The sequence below is a fragment of the Pseudomonas sp. ICMP 460 genome (assembly GCF_002723595.1).
Taxonomy (GTDB): Bacteria; Pseudomonadota; Gammaproteobacteria; order Pseudomonadales; family Pseudomonadaceae; genus Aquipseudomonas; species Aquipseudomonas kitaguniensis.
The window spans coordinates 1-16,325 of record NZ_LKBR01000018.1 but is presented as its reverse complement, the minus strand read 5'-3'; the positions used below and the strand labels follow the sequence as shown (position 1 = coordinate 16,325).

Annotated in this window: 11 protein-coding genes and 1 pseudogene; 2 read left to right on the top strand and 10 right to left on the bottom strand. The window is 60.4% G+C overall.

Features of this window, described 5'->3' with window-relative positions; genetic code table 11:
• Positions 1 to 61: 61 nt before the first annotated feature.
• From AO240_RS14345 to leuC, 7 genes are all read right to left on the bottom strand, one after another.
• Entirely contained in the window at positions 62 to 2,680 is a 2,619-nt protein-coding gene (locus AO240_RS14345) for a FimV/HubP family polar landmark protein (protein ID WP_099237027.1), read from the bottom strand.
• Positions 2,681 to 2,841: 161 nt separating this feature from the next.
• The gene (locus tag AO240_RS14340; protein ID WP_099237026.1) at positions 2,842 to 3,852 is read right to left on the bottom strand and encodes an aspartate-semialdehyde dehydrogenase; all 1,011 of its coding nucleotides are present in this window, start codon (positions 3,850 to 3,852) and stop codon (positions 2,842 to 2,844) included.
• Positions 3,853 to 4,089: 237 nt separating this feature from the next.
• The gene (gene asd, locus AO240_RS14335) at positions 4,090 to 5,202 is read right to left on the bottom strand and encodes an aspartate-semialdehyde dehydrogenase (RefSeq protein WP_058412147.1); all 1,113 of its coding nucleotides are present in this window, start codon (positions 5,200 to 5,202) and stop codon (positions 4,090 to 4,092) included.
• 64 nt (positions 5,203 to 5,266) lie between these two features.
• Positions 5,267 to 6,349 (bottom strand): 3-isopropylmalate dehydrogenase, encoded by a 1,083-nt coding sequence (leuB, locus tag AO240_RS14330; RefSeq protein ID WP_099237025.1) that lies wholly within the window; start codon positions 6,347 to 6,349, stop codon positions 5,267 to 5,269.
• Positions 6,350 to 6,398: 49 nt separating this feature from the next.
• Positions 6,399 to 7,160 (bottom strand): class I SAM-dependent methyltransferase, encoded by a 762-nt coding sequence (locus tag AO240_RS14325; protein WP_099237024.1) that lies wholly within the window; start codon positions 7,158 to 7,160, stop codon positions 6,399 to 6,401.
• A gap of 146 nt (positions 7,161 to 7,306) precedes the next feature.
• Entirely contained in the window at positions 7,307 to 7,951 is a 645-nt protein-coding gene (gene leuD / locus AO240_RS14320; protein ID WP_099237023.1) for a 3-isopropylmalate dehydratase small subunit, read from the bottom strand.
• A 10-nt stretch (positions 7,952 to 7,961) separates the two neighbouring features.
• A complete protein-coding gene (gene leuC, locus AO240_RS14315; RefSeq protein ID WP_099237022.1) occupies positions 7,962 to 9,380 on the bottom strand; it encodes a 3-isopropylmalate dehydratase large subunit in 1,419 nt (472 codons plus the stop codon).
• Positions 9,381 to 9,527: 147 nt separating this feature from the next.
• Between leuC and AO240_RS14310 the strand changes: the two genes are divergently transcribed.
• Both AO240_RS14310 and AO240_RS14305 read left to right on the top strand, forming a co-directional pair.
• Positions 9,528 to 10,418, top strand: coding sequence for a LysR family transcriptional regulator (locus tag AO240_RS14310; protein WP_099237021.1), 891 nt, complete (start codon positions 9,528 to 9,530; stop codon positions 10,416 to 10,418).
• A 65-nt stretch (positions 10,419 to 10,483) separates the two neighbouring features.
• On the top strand, positions 10,484 to 13,387 hold the full coding sequence (locus AO240_RS14305; RefSeq protein WP_099237020.1) for a GGDEF domain-containing phosphodiesterase: 2,904 nt from the start codon (positions 10,484 to 10,486) through the stop codon (positions 13,385 to 13,387).
• A 12-nt stretch (positions 13,388 to 13,399) separates the two neighbouring features.
• Here AO240_RS14305 and AO240_RS14300 read toward each other — a convergent pair whose 3' ends face one another.
• The 3 genes and pseudogenes from AO240_RS14300 to AO240_RS14290 all read right to left on the bottom strand — a co-directional run.
• Entirely contained in the window at positions 13,400 to 14,668 is a 1,269-nt protein-coding gene (locus AO240_RS14300; protein WP_099237019.1) for a hypothetical protein, read from the bottom strand.
• 30 nt (positions 14,669 to 14,698) lie between these two features.
• Positions 14,699 to 15,688 (bottom strand): hypothetical protein, encoded by a 990-nt coding sequence (locus AO240_RS14295; RefSeq protein ID WP_177445825.1) that lies wholly within the window; start codon positions 15,686 to 15,688, stop codon positions 14,699 to 14,701.
• 90 nt (positions 15,689 to 15,778) lie between these two features.
• Positions 15,779 to 16,325, bottom strand: a pseudogene (locus tag AO240_RS14290) (hypothetical protein); the annotation flags it as partial.

Here is a 16,325-nt window from a genome sequence, read left to right as displayed (position 1 = left end):
GCCTCGACTGACCTTACGCATCGCGAGCAAGCCCGCTGCCACAGTGGATTTGCGCCGCAGTTTAAATTTTACCGAGCATTTCCTTGGCTTCGCCGCGCTGGGTTTCATCACCTTCGGTCAGCACTTCGGACAGGATGTCGCGCGCACCGTCCGCATCCCCCATGTCGATGTAGGCCTGGGCCAGGTCGAGCTTGGTGGCAACTTCATCGGTGCCGGAAAGGAAGTCGAATTCCGGCTCATCATCTCCCAACGCCGCATCGTCAGCGGTGAACGTAGGTTCGATGCGCGGATGCTCCAGGCTCTGCGACAAGCGATCCAGCTCGGCGTTGACATCATCAAGCTCTGAAGCAAAGGCATCGGGTTTGGCCGCAGCGGCCGGCTCATCGGCCAGCGACAGGTCAAAGTCTTCCGGCAGGTCAAAATCGTCGAGCGCGGCAGGCGTCAGGGTTGGAGGTTCAACCGCCGGCACGTCCTTCATCTGGTCTTCGAGGCCCGACAGAAAGTCATCGTCCGACGGTGCGGAAGCCGGCGACTCCAGTTGCAGGTCAAGGTCAAAGTCGGACAGATCATCCGGGGCGGCCTTGGCTTCAGTCTGGCTTTTGAGCAGCGACTCAAAGCTCGGCGCGTCTTCCGGGCGAACCACCGCAGGCGATGCCGCTTCCAAATCGTCCAGGCTCAGGTCGAAATCAGTGTCGAATGCGTCAGGCTCCGCGGCGGGTGGCGCGGGCTTGTCTTCAAGCAAATTCTTCACGTATTGAGCGTCCAGCGCCGCGGCGGCGACTGCCGCGCTGACACCCGCCGCTACCACAGCCATGGCGGGAAAGCGGTTCTTGAGCTGCTCGACCTGGGCATGGTTTTCACCATTGGCCACCAGTTGACGCTCTTGGGTGACAAAGCCGTCCTTGTCGCTTTGCAGGCCATACACTTCCATCAACTTCAAGCGCAGGTCGCTGCGCTTGGGTTCGCGCTTGATCGCCTGCTCCAACATATCAGCGGCCTGGTTCAAGTGGCCGCGGTCGATATGCGATTGAGCCTGCGCCAGTGCATCGTTGGAATTGGCCGGGGCCACCGCAACGGCCAACGGCGCGAGCACGGAAGCAACCGTCGGCACCACGACCGGGTCAACCACCGGCGCCGGAGCTGGCGCGGCAGCCGCCAACTTGACGCTCGGCGGCGCAACCTCCAAGCCTTCGAAACTGTCAGGTGGCAGGTCGTGATCGACACTCGACGTGAACGCCGACTCTTCGGCCAGTGCCCGCGCCATACGCAGGTGTTTTTCTTCTTCGAGACGGGCATTACGATGACGCGCCCATAACAGCAGGAGCAACAACACCAGTAAACCCGCCGCACCGCCGATCACGCCGAGCACGATCGGGTTGGTCAGCAGCTCATTGAATTTGCCTTCGGTGCTGGCAGGTTCGGCAGCCGGCTGGATGGCCTCGGGTGCAGGCGCGGGTTCAGGCACTGCGGCTGTCGACGCAGCATCCTGGGCAGCAGCAGCATCGTCGAGCGCCGCATCCGAGTCCGCGGGAGTTGCGGCAGGCTCAGCGGCCAACTGAGCAGGCATCGCCGCAGTCGCCTGCGCCGCCGGGTCAGCCTGCAACCTGGCCAACTGATCGTTTTTTAGCTGGATCAGCTTTTGCAACTTATCCAGTTGGCTTTGCAAGTCAGCCGCACGGCTTTTCAGCTCAGCGTTATCACGGCGCGTGGTGTCCAGCTCTTCCTGGGTCATCGCCAGCTTGTCGCTCAACGCGCGGCCATCACCGGCCGCTCCCTGCGCGCCTTTTTTGGCGGCTTCGGCCGAAACCAGGCTCAAGTTGTCCTTGGCAGTGGTGCTCGACGGCGCGTTGCCCGCCTCGGTACGCCGGGTGGCGTCCAGTTGCTGCTTGCCCAGGGCTTGATTGCTGGCGGTACGACGACCTTCGCGCCAAGCCGCGTTTTGCTTGCTCACTTCGGCAATCGCTTCGGGCTGTGGCAGGCTGCTCGCTTGCACGCGATCCGGCAGACGCAGGACCTGGCCGGTTTTCAGGCGGTTGATATTGCCGTCGATAAAGGCGTCCGGGTTCAGCGCCTGGATGGCCAGCATGGTTTGCTGGACCGAGGCGCCATTACGGTTCTTCGCGGCAATTTCCCACAAAGTGTCGCGAGAAGTCGTGGTGTGGCGGGCGGATTTGCTGATGTTCGGTGCGTTATTGGCCGGTACAGTAGCCGTGGGTGCGGTATTGCCCGGTGCACTCAAGCGTGGGGCGGGCGCGCCGGCAGTCGGCGCCGTCTGTTCGAACTTGGCCGGGTCGAGCAGCACACTGTAGTCGCGCATCAGACGGCCATTGGGCCACTGCACTTGCAGCAGGAAGCGTACGTAGGAATCAGGCAACGGCTTGCTGGAGGTGACGCGCACCACGCTGCGACCGTTGGGGTTGACCACCGGGGTGAACGTCAGGTCATTGAGAAACGCTTGGCGATCCACGCCTGCATTCACGAACGCTTGTTCGGATGCCAGGCTCGGGGTGATTTCGGAAGCAGTGAGGCCACCGACATCGAGCAATTCAATTTCCACCGACAGTGGCTGGTTCAACTTCGACTTGAGGGTCATCTCCCCAAGTTGCAGCGCCTGCGCCATACCGGAGGTCAGCGCCGAGGCGGCCGCTATTGCTAACACCAGTTTGCGAACTTGAACCATAGCCTCATCCTTTGTGTGAACACTCCCCGGCCTGCGAGAAGGTTGGTAACCGCTGCCATAAGGCATGGCGAGCCGATAGGTTACCGACGCGCTTCTGTTCCGCTTAGGGCCAAGCATAGCGCTTGGCTAGAATCAATCTACAAATTGCACCCAAGTATCTTTTACGCAAGGCCTTTTATCAACAACTGCGCCAATTGCACGGCATTCAGTGCTGCACCTTTGCGTACGTTATCTGACGTCAGCCATAGATTTAGTTCCGCCGGGTCGTCCACACCCGCACGCACTCTGCCGACATAGACCACATCCTGGCCAACCGCATCACCCACGGCGGTGGGGTAGTCGCCCTCCTCCACCCGCTCGATACCCGGCGCAGCGTCGAGTGCACGGTTGACGGCGGCAAGGTCGACCGCCGCACCCAACTGCAATGACACGGTCAGGCTATCGCCAAAAAACACCGGCGCTTGAACGCAGGTCGCGGAAATCTTCAGCAAAGGAGTTTCCAGCACTGCACGCAGTTCGTGTACGAGACGCTTCTCCAGGGCTGTATGACCTTGGGCATCCGGCGTGCCGACTTGTGCCAGCAGGTTGAAAGCCATCTGCCGATCAAAGAACGCGGGCTCCAGTGGGCGTACATTCAGCAGCTCGGCGGTTTGGCGGGCCAGTTCACTGACAGCCTCACGGCCTTGCGCCGATACAGCCAGGTTAGCGGTGACGCTGACGCGCTGAATATCCAGCAAACCGCGCAGCGGTGCCAGGACCACCGCGAGGTTGGTCGCGGACGGGCTTGGGCTGCCGAGCTGGAAGGGCTTTTTCAGGCCTTGCAGAATGTGCGCGTTGGCTTCCGGCACCACTTGGGGCGCCTGCTCGGGCGGCAAGGCACCGGAAAGGTCGATCACCGAGCAGCCTGCGGCGGTGGCGCGCGGAGCGAAACTGAGGGTCACTGCCGGGCCGGCCGCGAAGAACGCGAGTTGCACTTTGCTGAAGTCAAATTCATCGACTTCCTTAACCCGCACGTTTTTGCCGCGAAACGGCACTGAGGCGCCGGCAGAGTTGTTGCCCGCCAGCAGGTACAGCGTGCCAACCGGGAATGCCAGCTCTTCGAGGATCTGCACCAGGGTTTCGCCAACCGTGCCGGTGGCGCCGATCACTGCGATATCAAAGGTCTGGGTCATGCTGGCTGCCTCGGGCATTGCGGGGGGAGCGGCACTTTACCGGGTGGCTGGGGGTGAGGCAATTAACCTGGCTTTTTGGATGGGCTGATGGCCTCATCGGGAGCAAGCCCCCTCCCACATTCGGATGTGGGAGCACCTTTGAATTGTGGGAGGGGGCTTGCTCCCGATGAGGCCTTAAAGAGCAACAAAAAACCCGCGCCTGTCACCAGAACGCGGGTTCTTGATTAGCAGCAGCGATTACCGCTCCAGCAAAATCCGCAGCATGCGACGCAGCGGTTCGGCCGCGCCCCACAGCAGTTGGTCGCCTACGGTGAACGCGCCCAGGTACTGCGTGCCCATGTTCAGCTTGCGCAGGCGCCCAACCGGCACATTCAGGGTGCCCGTCACCTTGGTAGGGCTAAGCTCCTGCATGCTGATATCACGGTTGTTCGGCACCAGCTTGACCCAAGGGTTGTGCTGGCTGATCAGCCCTTCAATATCCGCGATCGGCACATCTTTGTTCAGCTTGATGGTCAGCGCCTGGCTGTGGCAACGCATTGCGCCAATGCGCACACAAATGCCATCTACCGGGATCGGGTTCTTGAAGCGGCCCAGAATCTTGTTGGTCTCAGCCTGAGCCTTCCACTCTTCACGGCTTTGCCCGTTCGGCAGTTCCTTATCGATCCAGGGGATCAAGCTACCCGCCAATGGCACACCGAAGTTTTCGGTCGGGTAAGCATCACTGCGCATGGCTTCGGCCACGCGGCGGTCGATGTCGAGAATCGCACTGGCCGGGTCGGCCAGTTGATCGGCAACGGCAGCGTGGGTTGCGCCCATTTGCTTGATCAGTTCGCGCATGTTCTGCGCGCCGGCGCCGGAGGCGGCTTGATAAGTCATCGCGCTCATCCACTCGACCAGGCCAGCTTCGAACAAGCCACCCAGGCCCATCAGCATCAGGCTGACGGTGCAGTTGCCACCGACGTAGTTCTTGGTGCCGGCGTCCAGCTGCTGGTCGATGACCTTGCGGTTAACCGGGTCGAGAATGATGACCGCGTCGTCCTGCATGCGCAGGCTTGAGGCGGCGTCGATCCAGTAACCCTGCCAGCCGGCTTCGCGCAGTTTAGGGAAGACTTCGCTGGTGTAGTCGCCACCCTGGCAGGTCAAAATCACGTCGAGGGTTTTCAGCTCTTCAATGCTGTAGGCGTCCTTGAGCGGGGCAATATCCTTGCCCACGGACGGCCCTTGGCCACCCACGTTCGACGTGGTGAAAAACACCGGCTCAATAAGATCGAAATCCTGCTCTTCCAGCATCCGCTGCATGAGCACGGAACCGACCATACCGCGCCAACCGATCAGACCTACACGTTTCATCGCAACTACACCTTGTTAAAAAGTGGGCCGCCTTGCAGCAACAACTGCAAGCGGGCCCGAGAGATTACAGATTCCGCAGGGCGGCGACTACTGCGTCGCCCATTTCTTGCGTACCGACTTTGGTGCAACCTTGTGACCAAATGTCACCGGTGCGCAGGCCCTGATCCAGAACCAGGCTGACGGCCTTCTCGATGGCATCCGCCGCGTCACTCAAGTTGAAGCTGTAACGCAGCATCATCGAGACCGACAAGATGGTCGCCAACGGGTTGGCAATGCCCTGGCCCGCGATGTCCGGCGCCGAACCGTGGCACGGCTCGTACATGCCCTTGTTATGGGTGTCCAGCGACGCCGACGGCAGCATGCCGATAGAACCGGTGAGCATTGAGGCCTGGTCGGACAGAATGTCGCCGAACAGGTTGTCGGTGACGATCACGTCGAACTGCTTGGGCGCGCGCACCAGTTGCATGGCGGCGTTGTCGACGTACATGTGGCTCAGCTCGACGTCCGGGTAGTCCTTGGCGACTTCTTCGACGATTTCGCGCCACAGCTGGCTGGAGGCCAACACGTTGGCTTTATCCACCGAACAGACCTTTTTGCTGCGCACGCGGGCCATGTCGAAACCGACACGCGCGATACGGCGGATTTCGCTCTCGCTGTACGGCAGGGTGTCGTAGGCCTGGCGCTCGCCGTTTTCGAGTTCACGCACGCCGCGCGGCGAGCCGAAATAGATACCGCCGGTCAGCTCACGCACAATCAGAATATCCAGGCCCGCCACCACTTCCGGCTTCAAGCTCGAAGCGTCGGCCAGTTGCGGGTAGAGGATCGCCGGGCGCAGGTTGCCGAACAGGCCCAACTGCGCGCGGATTTTCAACAGGCCGCGTTCCGGGCGAATGTCGCGTTCGATCTTGTCCCATTTCGGGCCACCCACGGCGCCCAGCAACACCGCGTCAGCCGCGCGTGCACGCTCCAGGGTTTCGTCGGCCAGCGGCACGCCGTGCTTGTCGATGGCAGCGCCGCCGATCACGTCGTGGCTCAGTTCGAAGCCCAGGCTGTACTGGGTGTTGGCCAATTCCAGGACTTTGACCGCTTCGGCCATGATTTCCGGGCCAATACCGTCGCCAGGGAGAATCAGAATCTGCTTGCTCATGCGTTCCTCATTTCATCAAGCGACCCGCCCATGGGCAGGCCGGGAAAAATTAATCCGCCCAGACCACCAGCACGTCGGTGCTGAAGGTGCCGTCGGCTTGAATCTCGAAATAATCGCGGACCTCCTGGCCCATCGACTGTTGCAGTGCCAGGATCGCAGCGCGCAACACCTCTGGCGTGCGCATGCGCTCAACCCACGAGGTGTATTCCAAACGCAGGCGCTGGCGACTGCTGTTACGTACGTGCAACCCGGCTTCGCTGAGTTGGCGCATCCACTCGCCGGCGGAGTAATCGCGCACGTGGCTGGTGTCGCGCAACACTTCGACGGTTTGCAGGTAAGTGTCCAACAGCGGGCTGCCCGGTGACAAGACGTCAACGAAGGCCGCCACGCCACCCGGTTTGAGCACCCGGCGCACTTCACGCAGGGCCAGGCCGAGGTCACTCCAGTGGTGCGCCGAATAGCGGCTGAACACGAAGTCGAACTCGCCCGCGGCGAACGGCAAACGCTCGGCGGCGCCGTGCACCGTGCGGATGTTATTCAGGCCACGGTCTACGGCTGCAGCGGCAACCACGTCGAGCATCGGCTGGGACAAGTCGTAGGCGACGACTTCTTTAACCAGTGGCGCCACGTTGAAGCTCACATGGCCGGCCCCGCAACCCAAATCCAGCAGCCGTGCAGCGCCCTGCCCGGCCAGTTCGGCCTGAAGCAGCGCGAATTCGGTGCCTTGGGCGTGCACGGCGCTGCTCAGGTAGGCCGAGGCTTGCTCGCCGAATTGTTTTTGCACGACTTGGGTGTGGGCGGTGTTGGTCATGGTGAGTCTCTTGGATTTTGTGTGGTTAACACTGGCCTCATCGGGAGCAAGCCCCCTCCCACAATTGATCCGATTTCTTCAGTTGAAATGCAATCAAATGTGGGAGGGGGCTTGCTCCCGATGGCGGCGGCCCTGCCTACATAGAATCAAGCATCGCGAAACAACCAGGGCTGACTCGCCCGGTGTTTGGCTTCAAACGCCGCAATCGCGTCGCCGTCCTGCAGGGTCAGGCCGATGTCATCCAGGCCGTTGACCAGGCAGTGCTTGCGGAACGCGTCGACTTCAAAGTGATAAACCTTGCCGTCCGGGCGGGTCACGGTCTGCGCCACCAGGTCGACGGTCAACTGGTAGCCCACAGCCGCCTCGACTTGCTGGAACAGCTCATCCACTTCAGCGTCGCTCAAGATGATCGGCAGCAAGCCGTTCTTGAAGCTGTTGTTGAAGAAAATGTCGGCGTAGCTCGGCGCGATGATGCTGCGAAAGCCATATTCTTCCAGCGCCCACGGCGCGTGCTCACGGCTGGAGCCGCAGCCGAAGTTCTCACGGGCAAGTAACACGCTGGCGCCCTGGTAGCGCTCGGCGTTAAGCACAAAATCCTTGTTCAACGGGCGCTTGGAGTTGTCCTGGTAGGCGTAGCCCACGTCCAGGTAGCGCCACTCATCGAACAGGTTAGGGCCGAACCCGGTGCGCTTGATCGACTTCAAAAATTGCTTGGGGATGATCTGGTCGGTGTCCACGTTGGCACGGTCCAACGGCGCGACCAAACCGGTGTGTTGGGTGAAAGCTCTCATCGGGTTTTCCTCAGATCAATTCGCGAACGTCGATGAAACGACCGTTGACGGCAGCCGCAGCGGCCATCGCCGGGCTGACCAAGTGGGTACGCCCGCCGTTGCCCTGGCGCCCTTCGAAGTTACGGTTGGAGGTGGACGCGCAATGCTCGCCCGACTCCAAACGGTCCGGGTTCATCGCAAGGCACATCGAGCAACCCGGCTCACGCCATTCAAAACCGGCTTCCAGGAAAATCTTGTCCAGGCCTTCCGCTTCGGCCTGCGCTTTAACCAGGCCCGAGCCTGGCACCACGATGGCTTGCTTGATGGTCGAGGCGACTTTGCGGCCCTTGGCGATCGCGGCGGCGGCACGCAGGTCTTCGATGCGCGAATTGGTGCAGGACCCGATGAACACACGGTCCAACTGGATATCGGTGATCGCCTGGTTGGCTTTGAGCCCCATGTATTTCAAGGCACGCTCGATGGAGCCGCGCTTGACCAGGTCGGCTTCCTTGGCCGGGTCCGGCACGTTCTGGTCAACCGCCACGACCATCTCCGGCGAGGTGCCCCAGCTGACTTGTGGCTTGATCCGGGTAGCGTCGAGCTCAACCACGGTGTCGAACACCGCATCGGCGTCGGACACCAGGTCTTTCCAGGCTTCGACCGCTGCGTCCCAGTCTGCGCCTGCCGGAGCAAATGGGCGGCCCTTGACGTACTCAACGGTTTTTTCGTCGGCCGCCACCATGCCGACACGGGCACCGGCTTCGATGGACATGTTGCAGATGGTCATGCGGCCTTCGATGGACAGGTCGCGAATCGCGCTGCCAGCGAACTCGATGGCATGGCCATTACCGCCGGCCGTGCCGATCTTGCCGATGACCGCGAGCACGATGTCTTTGGCGGTCACGCCGAACGGCAAGGTGCCTTCGACGCGCACCAACATGTTCTTCATTTTCTTGGCGACCAGGCACTGCGTGGCGAACACATGTTCCACCTCGGAGGTGCCGATACCGTGCGCCAACGCGCCGAACGCGCCGTGGGTCGAGGTGTGGGAGTCGCCGCAGACCACGGTCATGCCAGGCAAGGTGGCGCCCTGCTCCGGGCCGATCACGTGGACGATGCCCTGGCGAACGTCATTCATCTTGAATTCGGTAATGCCGTATTCGTCGCAATAGTCATCGAGGGTCTGCACCTGCAAACGCGACACGGTGTCGACAATCGCTTCGATGCCGCCCTTGCGCTCCGGGGTGGTCGGTACGTTGTGGTCCGGGGTGGCGATGATCGAGTCGACGCGCCATGGCTTGCGCCCGGCCAGCCGCAGGCCTTCAAACGCTTGAGGCGAGGTCACTTCATGGATGATGTGACGGTCGATATAGATCAGCGACGAACCATCGTCGCGCCGTTTCACTTCATGCGAATCCCAAAGCTTGTCGTAAAGCGTTTTGCCGGCCATCGGTTGGTCCTCATCATCGGTGTTTCTATGCCCCGGGCCTTGAGCGGCTCAATAACCCTTTGGCTTGTGAGGCCGATGGTATGGCGCTACATTAAATAACTCAAATTCATATTTTTTATGCTTTGGATTACTAACTGGAATACCACAATGGACTTGGCCAACCTCAACGCCTTTATAGCCATCGCCGAGACTGGCAGCTTCTCCGGCGCCGGTGAACGGCTGTATCTGACACAACCGGCGATCAGCAAGCGCATTGCCGGCCTGGAGCAGCAACTCAAGGTGCGCCTGTTTGATCGGCTGGGCCGCGAAGTCGGCTTGACCGAGGCCGGGCGCGCGCTGCTGCCGCGTGCCTATCAGATTCTGAACGTACTGGAGGACACCCGCCGCGCGCTGACCAACCTCACCGGTGAAGTCAGCGGTCGGCTGACCCTGGCCACCAGCCACCATATTGGCCTGCACCGCTTGCCGCCGATCCTGCGCACCTTTACCCGGGAATACCCTAACGTGGCGCTGGACATTCAGTTCCTCGATTCGGAGGTGGCCTATGAAGAAATCCTGCATGGCCGCGCTGAAGTGGCGGTAATCACGCTGGCACCCACTCCGCACAACCTGATACGCGCGACGCCGGTGTGGGATGACCCGCTGGATTTTGTGGTAGCGCCGGAGCACAGCTTGACCGGCAACGGTGCGGTGAAGCTTTCGGACGTTGCCCGGCACCCGGCGGTTTTCCCCGGCGGCAACACGTTTACCCACCATATTGTCAGCCGGTTGTTCGAAGCCCAGGGCCTGACGCCAAACATCGCGATGAGCACCAACTACCTGGAAACCATCAAGATGATGGTTTCGATCGGCCTGGCCTGGAGCGTATTGCCGCGCACCATGCTGGATGAACACGTGGCAACCATCGCTTTGCCAGGCATACAGCTCAGTCGCCAGCTAGGCTATATAGTGCACACCGAAAGGACGCTGTCGAATGCTGCGCGGGCCTTCATGAGCCTATTGGATGCACAGGTCGATATGCCAGGGATACCGGCATGAAGCTGTGCGGCCTAAAGGTCTGAATACACCCCGCCGAACGCCCATTGAGCGAAGGCCCGTTGATAATGCGCAACCCCGTCGATTCCGCGCCACCGTTGCCCCGCGTTCACGCCCTTGACCCACAAGGCGCGGAACACAGTTGGGACAGCGCCCCGCAGTTGCTGGCAGCCCTTGATGCTGCCCGACTGGGCGCCTGGTATTGGGAAATCGACACAGGCCGCGTCACCTGGTCACGGGGCACACAGGCGCTGTTCGGCTTCGATCCGCGCCTGCCTTTACCCACAGACCTCAACTACCTGGACCTGTTGGCGCCGTCGGACCGCGACCGGGTGGTGCGCGCGTTTGATGCGATGGTGGCGGGCGAACCGATCGAGCAGACCATGCACCATCACATCCTCTGGCCGGATGGCACGCATCACTGGCTGGAGATCAGTGGCAGCCTGGCGCCGGACAAGGCCGGCCGGCCGCGCATGATGGGTGTGATCCGCGAAACCACTTATCAGCGCGAGCGCAAGCACGCCCTCAAAGACAGCCAGGAGCGCCTCGACCTCGCCCTGCACTCGGCGCAACTGGGCACTTGGGACTGGCACATACCCACCGGCATGCTTTACGGCTCGGCCCGCGCCGCGCAACTGCACGGCCTGCCGCCGGAACCGTTTCACGAATCCTTCGAGGCTTTTTTCGAGGGCATGCCTGACGAAGAACGCGAGAACCTGCGTGATGCTTATCGCACCCTGCGCGAAGGCGAGGCCGGCAATTACCACCTGACTTACCGCGTGCAACTGGAAAACGGCACCTCGCGCTACCTGGAAAGCCGCGCGCGCCTGTACCGGGATGAACACGGCGCGCCGCAGCGCATGGCCGGCACCCTGTTGGACATCACCGACCAGATCGAGCGCGAGCAGCGGCTCAGCGCCTCGGAAGAAAAATTTGCCAGTGTGTTCCAGGCCAGCCCCGACCCGATCTGCGTAACCCGCCTGGACAGCGGCGCGTTTATCGAGATCAACCCCGCCTTCACCCAAACCCTGGGCTTCACGGCCGCCGAGGTCATAAACCGGCGCGACGCGCAGAACGACCTGCAGGATGAGGCAAGCAAACACCTGCAGCATATTGAACAGGTGATTCGCGAGCAGGCGTTGAGCAATGTGGCCATCGTGGTGAATCACAAGAACGGCCAGCGCCTGACCTGCGTGATTTCCAGCCGGCTGATCAAGGTTGAAGGTCAACCCTGCATCGTCACGACCTTGCGCGACATTACCCAGCAGCAACGCGCGGAGGCCGCGCTGAAGGCCAGCGAAGAAAAGTTCGCCAAGGCCTTTCACTCCAGCCCCGACGCTATTTCCATCACCGAGCGCGACACCGGCCGCTACGTGGAGGTCAACGATGGGTTCTGCCGCCTGACCGGCTACCGCGCCGAAGAAGCGATTGGCCTGACGCTTTACCAGATCGGTATCTGGGCCGATGAAAACCAGCGCGCCGCGCTGTTGTCCGAACTGCAGATCAAGGGCCGCATTCAGCATCTGGAAATGCTTTGGCACAACAAGCGCGGTGAGGTTCTGGCCGTGGAAGTTTCGGTAGAACCAATCACCTTGAATGAAACACCGTGCCTGCTACTGACCGCGCGGGACGTGAGCCTGCTGAAAAACGCTCAGGCGCAGATTCGCCACTTGGCTTATCACGATCCGCTGACCAACCTGCCCAATCGCGCGTTGCTGATGGACCGCCTGAGCCAGCAGATCGCCCTGCTCAAGCGCCATGACTTGCGCGGCGCGTTGCTGTTCCTCGACCTTGACCACTTCAAGCACATCAACGATTCGCTCGGCCATCCGGTGGGCGACACCGTGTTGAAAATCGTCACCGCGCGCCTGGAAGCCAGCGTGCGCATGGAAGACACGGTGGCGCGCCTGGGCGGTGATGAATTTGTGGTACTGCTCAGCGGCCTGCAAGGTACCCGCACGCACGTCAGCGCCCACGTGCAGGAACTGGCGGATACGTTGCGCCGGCTGCTGTCGGAACCGATGTTCCTTGATGGTCACCGCTTGCACGTCACGCCGAGCATTGGCGTGGCGCTGATTCCCGATCACGGCTGCACACCGGCTGACCTGCTCAAGCGCGCCGACATTGCCCTGTATCGGGCCAAGGACTCAGGGCGCAACACCACGCAGATGTTCCACAACAGCATGCAAAAAACCGCCAGCGAGCGCCTGCGCATGGAGACCGACCTGCGCCTGGCACTCGGCCGTGGTGAGTTCAGCGTGCATTACCAACCCCAAGTGGATGCGCGTGGCAACCACATCGTCGGTGCCGAAGCCTTGGTGCGCTGGCAGCACCCGCAACTGGGCGCGCAGTCACCGGCCAAGTTTATCAAGGTGCTGGAGGACAGCGGCCTGATCCTGGAAGTCGGCACGTGGATTCTCGATGAAGCGTGCGGCGCTTTTGCGCAACTGATTGGCGAAGGGTTGGTGGACCCGTTGAATTTCAGTTTGTGCGTGAATATCAGCCCCCGACAGTTTCGCCAAAATGACTTTGTAGAGCGCGTGGCGCGCAGCCTCAAGCGGCATAAGCTGCCCTTCAGGCTACTGAAACTTGAGATCACGGAGGGCATCGTGATTCAGGACCTCGATGACACAGTGGCAAAGATGCGCCGACTGAAAAAACTCGGGGTCAGTTTTGCCATGGATGATTTCGGCACAGGCTACTCGTCGCTGACCTACCTCAAGCGCCTGCCGGTGGATGCGCTGAAGATCGACCAATCGTTTGTGCGCGACGCAACCCACGACCCCAACGACGCGGAGATCATCCGCGCCATCGTGGCCATGGCGTGCAGTCTGAACCTGGACGTGATTGCCGAGGGCGTGGAAACCCCGGAGCAACTGGCGTTCCTGCAAAAGCTGGGCTGCCATTTGTTCCAGGGTTATTTGCACAGCCGGCCGTTGCCGATCGATGGGTTCAGGCGGTTGCTCGGCTAAGCCTGCGTGTGATCACACCAGCTTGAGGGCACGAAGCCCGGAGTTCATCCAGTGCGATGAAGCCAAGGTGAACTTTTGGCCGTAGTAGTCCAGCACGCCGTCGATAACGGCCATCGAGTGACCATAGTCAGCCAGCGTTCCGATTGCGCCATTTGCCAGCTCGCGCGCATCTGAATCACGTACATAGGCATTCAAGCCCAGCCTGCGCAGCGCTTGGCCTGGGTATTCGCCGTCATTCAAGGTTTCCATGGCCACCGCGAAACTCTGGCTGCCGCGAAAATCATTGTTCTCCGCTTGCGCACGCTTGGCGCTCGCCGCGAACAGAAAGTTGGCGTTGTTTAGCAAACCCTGGTTACTCCCGCGAAAGTTGGACGCGCCTTCAGCCAGACTAAGTTCGGCGTGAGTCAACTGCAGGCTGAAACCATCCCTCATCGTCACGTCATAACCGTCGGCTGTGGCCTTCACATGCTTGTAAATGCTCTCCGGGCTTTGCCCGAACCGCATCATCGCAGCCTTGATCGCCGACACCGTGACGCAGTTGCCTTCCAGGCCTTGATAAAAGCCGCTCCAGATGTCCGCAGGCCGCACGTGGAACGACTGGCGGGAAGACGCTCGCTGGCTCGACGCCGAGGCGTCATTGAACAGCTTGTACCCATAGCGATGATCAACCTTGCGCTGCTCACCGTTGTGGTGCCGGATGCCATCGAGCACCAGCGCGCCGCCGCGAATATGAGTTTCCAGCACACCGACTTCGCCTGCACCGACCATCTCGCTTGAGGGCACAAACCGCGACATACCGTATACCCCCATGCCCTGCAAACATCTCAATGTGGTCTCGCCGCGCAAGGTACTGGTCAGGGCAGCCTCGAAACTGGCAATGCCCTTGGTGCTCTGCAGACGCTTCACGAAAGCAGCCAAGACCACGTTGGCGCTCCCCACCAACCGGTGATCATCGCCCGCGAATGTCGAAGCCTGAGCGGCAAGCTGCAACTCCTGATGTGACACGTGAACCTTGAACTCATCTTTCATGGTGATTTCATAACCATCGCCGGAAGGCTGGATGTGCTCAAACATATCCGCCGGGCTTTGGCCAAAGGTCATCATCATCATTTTGATCACAGCCGCGTGGGTACTGCCGTCAAAGTCTTCGCCAAATCGACGCTCGCGGACGTTAAACCCATTGACCACGTCTGCGGGTTTCTCACCTTTGCCGTCCAGTGCCAGCCCAGCTTGTCGGGGTGCCACGACCGGCCACGGGCTGCTCACTATTGAGATATTCATACAGGTTTTATCCTTTGAAATTCGTCGATATCAGACCAGAGCGATAGCGTCGCCGCGGGTCGGTGCGCGGCCTTCCTTGCCCCACAGCTCTTCGTGCCCATTGATCACCGCAACCGAATGTCGGGTTCGATTGCACATACCCACCATGCCGTTGGCGAGGTCACGGACAGACACCTTGCGCATGTGTTTTTGCAACCCCAAGCGTTTGAATCCTTCCCCTGGGCCGGACTCATCTTCGCCATCATTCAAGCTACGGATCGCCGCACTGAAACTTTTGCCTGCCGTACGGTCATTATTTTCCATTTGCGCGCGCTTGGCGCTGACCGCAAACAGAAACTGCGCATCCTTGAGCATGCCTTTGTCCTCACCGTAAAACTTGGCACCCCGCGCGCCATCAACTAACTCGCGGTCACTGAGGGTGACAACCACGTCATCGCGCATGGTGACTCGGTAGCCAGTGGCGTCCTTTTTTACTTCCTTGTAGATGTCGGTCGGGCTTTGACCAAATTTATGCATCGCCGCTTTTATCGCCGAGACCGTGACGCAATTGCCGTCAGGGCCCTGGCGGAACCCGCTCCAGATATTGCCTGGCTTGGCGCCGTTACGTTTGTCCGACAGGCCCGCAATGGTTGCAGCGGAGCCAGGCTTAACCGGCTCGGGCAGAACACGTGGCATCACTTGTGGTTGCACTTGTGGTTGCGGCTTTGGTTGTGGCTGTGGTTGCACTTGCGGTTGCGGAGGGACGAGCGGAAGAGTCTTGTCTTTCTTATCTGAAACCAGCGTCATCAACTGCGTAAAAAGCGAGTTAACCAATGCAATCAGCATACTGACTGCGCCTGTTTCGTCCCCCGCAGCTTTCACAGGGCTACTCCAGGGAAGTGTCGGGGTGTGCTGAACAAAACTAACGTCTGCTGTTGTTTTGTGAGGGGCGAAGTAGTTGGCAGCCCTCACACTTTCCAATGGCTGGACAGGAATCACCGGTATAACGCGTGCACTGTTATTAATCGGACAAGAAGACATCACAACCTCCACGAACAGCTACCTCCCCGAGCATGAGTGCCCGGGAAGGTAGTGTTTTTATAAAAGGGTTTTGAGAAGCGAATTAACGAATCAATTGCCCGACCTTGATCGGTTGATGAAACCCTGGCGCCTCAAGCTGGTTGGGTATTCAGCAGGTGCAGGGCTGGTCAGATCGGGGGACGGCAGCGGAAGGTCAGGCTTCACCCCAGGCGTTGGAACAGTATTTTCTGGATGTTTGAAATGAGGCGCTACATGGAAGGGGATCGGCTTATGCTGCAGGTCAGTGTTCGGCAATACGCGGGTATCAATCTTGCGATTAACAGGTGGCACGTTCGGCAAGACGCTCGGGGTAATCGTGACACGTGGTGGTACAGCTTTGTCATGAATTACACCGGTGTCGGGGCAGGGGCAATGGTTGATGTTGACTTCTACGTGTACCTGCGCATTTGAGTCGTTGGTCACATTTACTTCGGGCCGCGGTGTCGGCGTGAAAGGCGTTGGCGTGATGACCCTGAACGGACTTGCGTCCGGCATCACCTTCGGCAACGGACCTGCATCCGGCTTGACCTTCAGCGGGTCAGCTTTATCGGGCATCACTTTCGGTAACGGACCTGCATCCGGCGTGACCTTCGGCGGG